General features: G+C 68.2%; 3 protein-coding genes. 2 read left to right on the top strand and 1 reads right to left on the bottom strand.

Annotated elements, in window-relative coordinates; all coding sequences use genetic code 11:
* The coding region (gene dnaE / locus AC27VN_RS31920; protein ID WP_490879151.1) for a DNA polymerase III subunit alpha at positions 1-3,029 on the top strand (3,029 nt) is incomplete at its 5' end.
* A gap of 124 nt (positions 3,030-3,153) precedes the next feature.
* Positions 3,154-3,549, top strand: coding sequence for a YgiW/YdeI family stress tolerance OB fold protein (locus tag AC27VN_RS31915; protein ID WP_093344340.1), 396 nt, complete (start codon positions 3,154-3,156; stop codon positions 3,547-3,549).
* On the opposite strand, the gene AC27VN_RS31910 is transcribed toward AC27VN_RS31915, so the two are convergent.
* A partial coding sequence (locus tag AC27VN_RS31910; protein ID WP_490879150.1) for an AAA domain-containing protein occupies positions 3,524-5,307 on the bottom strand: 1,784 nt, incomplete at its 5' end. The genes AC27VN_RS31915 and AC27VN_RS31910 overlap by 26 nt on opposite strands.

The following is a 5,307-nucleotide window of genomic DNA, read 5'->3' as shown; positions in this document are numbered from 1 at the left end:
GCTTCTACATCGAGCTGCAGCGCGCCGGCCGTCCCGAGGACGAGCCGCACGTGCTGGCCGCGGTGCAACTGGCCGCGCGGCTGGGGCTGCCGGTGGTGGCCACGCACCCGGTGCAGTTCGCCACGCGCGAGGACTACGAGGCGCACGAGGCGCGCGTGTGCATCTCCGAGGGCGAGATCCTCGGCAACCCGCGGCGCGTGCGCCGCTTCACGCCCGAGCAGTACTTCAAGTCCAGCGCCGAGATGCAGGCGCTGTTCGCCGACATCCCGAGCGCATTGGCCAACACGGTCGAGATCGCCAAGCGCTGCAGCCTGACGCTGGTGCTCGGCAAGCCGCAGCTGCCCGACTTCCCCACGCCCTTCGTGAGCGAAGGCGTGCGCATGCCGATCGACGAGTTCTTCCGCCAGGAATCGTTCGAGGGCCTCGAGAAGCGCCTCGAGCACCTGTTCCCCGACGCGGCCAAGCGCGATGCGCAGCGGCCGCGCTATGTCGAGCGGCTCGAGTTCGAGATCAACACCATCCTGAAGATGGGGTTCCCGGGCTACTTCCTGATCGTGGGCGACTTCATCAACTGGGCCAAGCAGAACGGCTGCCCGGTCGGTCCGGGCCGGGGTTCGGGCGCGGGCTCGCTGGTGGCCTATGCGCTGAAGATCACCGACCTCGATCCGCTCGAATACAACCTGCTGTTCGAACGCTTCCTGAATCCCGAGCGCGTCTCGATGCCCGACTTCGACATCGACTTCTGCCAGGGCAACCGCGACCGCGTGATCGACTACGTGAAGGACAAGTACGGCCGCAACGCCGTGAGCCAGATCGCCACCTTCGGCACCATGGCCGCGCGCGCGGCCATCCGCGACGTGGGCCGGGTGCTCGACATGAGCTACATGTTCTGCGACGGCATCAGCAAGCTGATCCCGAACAAGCCCGGCATGTCGGTCACGCTGCAGTACCCGCCGGCGCAGAAGATCGAGGGCGACAAGAACAACTACGCGCTCGAGATGGAGCCGCAGCTCGCGGAGCGGCTCGAGAAGGAGGAAGAGGTCAAGACCGTGGTCGAGCTGGCGCAGAAGCTCGAAGGCATGACCCGCAACATCGGCATGCACGCCGGCGGCGTGCTGATCGCGCCCGGCAAGCTCACCGACTTCTGCCCGCTCTACCAGCAGCCCGGCAGCGACTCGGCCGTGAGCCAGTACGACAAGGACGACGTGGAGGCCATCGGCCTCGTGAAGTTCGACTTCCTGGGCCTGGCCACGCTGACGATCCTCGAGATCGCGCGCGAGTTCATCATGAAGCGGCACAAGGGCCGCGAGAACTTCGCCTACGAGAACATCCCGCTCAACGACGCGCCGACCTACCGGCTGTTCTCCGAGGGCAAGACCGAGGCCGTGTTCCAGTTCGAATCGCGCGGCATGCAGGGCATGCTGAAGGACGCGCGGCCGACCCGGCTCGAGGACCTGATCGCGCTCAACGCGCTGTACCGCCCGGGCCCGATGGACCTGATCCCCAGCTTCGTGGCGCGCAAGCACGGCCGCGAGGACGTGGAGTATCCGCACCCGGCCGTGGCCCAGATGCTCTCGGAGACCTACGGGATCATGGTCTACCAGGAGCAGGTGATGCAGACCGCGCAGATCCTGGGCGGCTACTCGCTCGGCGGCGCCGACCTGCTGCGCCGCGCGATGGGCAAGAAGAAGCTCGAGGAGATGGCCGAGCACCGCGAGAAATTCCGCGCGGGTGCCTTGAGCACGCACGGCATCGCGCAGGACAAGGCCGACGAGATCTTCGACCTGATGGAGAAGTTCGCGGGCTACGGCTTCAACAAGTCGCACGCCGCCGCCTACTCGCTGCTGGCCTATCACACGGGCTGGCTCAAGGTCCACTACACGGCCGAATTCTTCTGCGCCAACATGACGGTGGAAATGGACGACACCGACAAGCTCAAGGTGCTGTTCGAGGACGCGCAGAAGAACTTCGGCCTCACCTTCGAGCCGCCGGACGTGAACCGCGGCAACTACCGCTTCGAGCCGGTCACCGACAAGGTCATCCGCTACGGCCTGGGCGCTGTCAAGGGCACGGGCCAGCTCGCGGTCGAGGCCGTGGTGCGCGCGCGCGAGGAGGGCGGTCCGTTCAAGAGCCTGTACGACTTCTGCGTGCGCATCGACCGCCAGCGCATCAACAAGCGCACGGTCGAGGCGCTGATCAAGGCCGGCGCCTTCGATGCCATCCAGCAGAACCGCGCCTCGTTGATCGCCTCGGTCGACCGCGCCTTCGAATTCGCCAACGCGACCGCGGCCAATGCCGCGCAGGTCGACATCTTCGGCGACAGCGAGCACGGCTCGGCCACGGCCGAGCCCGAGCTGGTCGACGCCACGCCCTGGGGCGTGAAGGAACGCCTGACCTTCGAGAAGACCGCGGTCGGCTTCTACCTCTCGGGCCACCTGTTCGACGAGGTCTCGCACGAGGTGCGGCGCTTCTGCAAGCGCGAGATCACCGACCTGCTCGACAGCCGCGACCAACAGGTGATCGCGGGCATCGTGAGCGACTTCCGCGTCATCAACGGCCAGCGCGGCCGGCTCGCGATCTTCAAGCTCGACGACAAGTCCGACTCGATCGACGCCACCGCCGACGAGGCGCTGATGAACGCCAACCGCAACACGCTCAAGGACGACGAACTCGTGATCGTCTCGGGCCGCCTGCAGCCCGCGCGCGGCGGCTTCGAGGCGCGCTTCCAGGTGCAGCAGGTCTGGGACCTGGCCAGTGCGCGCTGCCGCTTCGGCAAGTTCCTGCGCGTGGCGGTCAACGGCAAGGCGCCCGACATCGCGCGCCTGCTCAAGGACTTCCCGGCGCGCACCGAGCAGAGCGAGCATGGCGAACTGGTGCAGGGCCTGCCGGTGCGCCTGTCGATGGCGCGCGGCGGCGCGCAGGTCGAGCTGCAGCTCGGCGAGCGCGCGAAGTTCTTCCCGACCGATGCGGCGCTCGCGAGCTGGACCGCGCAGGCCGAGGCGGGCAAGGCCGCGGTCATCTACGAATAACCGCGCGGCGCGCAGGGACGGCGAAAAGCGATAGCGGGAACTCCTCGCGGGCTGGGCCTTCTTACCGGGGCAGGCTTCGCGCCTGCGCGTTTTCAACCGGCAAGTTCGAGGAGGAACATTCGCCATGCCATACAAGACCGCCACCGGCACCCGCAACGCATCCATCAAGCAGGCCTTCCTGGCCACAGCCGCCTTGGCGCTGGCACTGCCCCTGAGCAGCCTGGCCCAGTACGCCGGCCCGAGCTCGGTGCCCGCCATGACCGTCAAGCAATTGCTCGACACCGGCAAGGACGACCAGCACGCCACCTTGCGCGGCTTCATCGTCTCGCACGACGGCGGCGAGCACTACACCTTCGCCGACGACACCGGCCGCATGAAGGTGGAGATCGACGCCAAGTACTTCCCGCCCGGCGTGAGGATCGACGACAAGGTGCGCGTCGAGATCACCGGCGAGTTCGACAAGGACCTCGTGGGCAACAAGGTCGAGCTCGACGTCAAGCAGCTGGTCGTGGTGCGCTGAGCGCGCCCTTCTCGACCAGCGCGTGCTCGATCCCGTCGAGCACCGCCTCCGGTGCGTGCAGCCAGTCCTTCGCGAGCACCTGCCGCACCTCCCAGCCGAAGGCATCGAGGATCCGCGGGCGCGAGACATAGCGCTCGAGCACGTTGCGGTTCTCGTAGTGGGCCGCCGTGTCCACCAGGATGCCGAGCGCGTAGTGGCTGTCCCCCGCACCTGAATCCGTGCCAGCGGCACGGATCGCCAGGTCGCAGCGAAAGCGCGACTGGCCCACCTGCTCGTCCACCGCATGGCCGCGCGCGCGCAGCGCGGCCGCGAGCTGCACGCTCACCGCGTCGGCCGGCACGTGGCCCGCTCGCACCGCGCCGCGCGTCAGCGGGTTCATGCCCTCGAGCACGCGCGTGGCGGTGGCATCGTCGCCGCGCGACAGGCACTCGGCATAGCGCAGGAAATTCTTCAGTGCCGCGGCACCCTCGTTGTGGTCGTTGGTGATCGCCTCGTGGCGGATCGTCGAGACCACCGCCATGTGGTGGCGCGCGCGGCTGAAGATCACGTTGAGCCGCTTCTCGCCCCCACGCTGGTTGATCGGCCCGAAGTTCATCAGCATGCGGCCCTCGGCATTCGGGCCGTAGCAGATGCTCAGCAGGATGATGTCGCGCTCGTCGCCCTGCACGTTCTCGAGGTTCTTGATGAACAGGCCGCAGAACTGGTCGTCCTCCTCGCGCACGTACTCGGCCTCGAGCCGTGCCGCGAACTCGGCGTCGGCTGCGGCGAGGCTGTCGAGCTCGGCCTCGATCTCGCCCTGCTGCGCCTCCGAGAAGGCCACGATGCCGAGGCTGCGCCCGGTGCCGCGGCGCAGCAGCTCGCGCACCAGCTGCGCGATGTGGCGCGCCTCGCCGGTGTTGCGGCGGCTGTCGTAGACCGCGTCGGTCACGCGGTGGAAGCTGATGGCGCGCGAGAGCAGCGCATCGGCCTGAACGGCCACCGACTCGGCCGAGGCGGCGCTCGACTGCACCAGGATCTCGGCGCGCTCTTCGCTCGGCAGGCTGCGGTCGGGGATGGTGTAGAGGTTGCCCGCGTAGAAGGCCGCGTTCGAGAAGCCGATCAGCGACTCGTAGCGGCTGCGGTAGTGCCAGGCCAGCAGGGTGGCCGGCAGGTTGCGCGCGCCCTGGTTCAGCAGGCTGTCGGCATCGAGCACCACCGCGATGCGGTCGCCCTCGTTGTCCTCGTCCTCGACCGACACGGTCTGGTCCTCGGCATCGCGGCCCGACGAGAAGAAGCTGGTCGGCGGCAGCTGCATCTCGTCGCCCACCACGATGATCTGCGGCGCGCGGTAGAGCGCGGGCACCGCTTCCTCGACCGGGATCTGGCTCGCCTCGTCGAAGATCACGACGTCGAACAGGTCGGCCGCGAGCGGCAGCGTGTCGGACACCGACAGCGGGCTCATGAGCCAGATCGGCTTCATGTCGCGCACCACCTGGCCGGTCTCGCCGCTCGCGAGTTCGCGGATCGCCTTGTAGCGCATGGTCTTGCCGAACTCGTGCTCGAGCTCGCGGCGCCCGGCGCTGTAGCTCTTCTTGAACGCCTTGCCCTCGGCATCGAGCTGGCTCGCGGGCAGGGCGCTCTTCTGCACGTGGTCGCGAAAGCGCTGGCGCACGGCCGCGGCCAGGGTGCGCGCATTGCGGCCGAGCAACTGGCGTTCGGCATCGCCCAGGCGCTGTGCATGGCGCGCGAGCGTGGCCGCATCGAAGCGCGGCAGCCAGC

This window comes from Variovorax sp. 20P10.2.4 (assembly GCF_058244205.1).
This window is presented reverse-complemented; position numbering and strand designations above follow the sequence as displayed.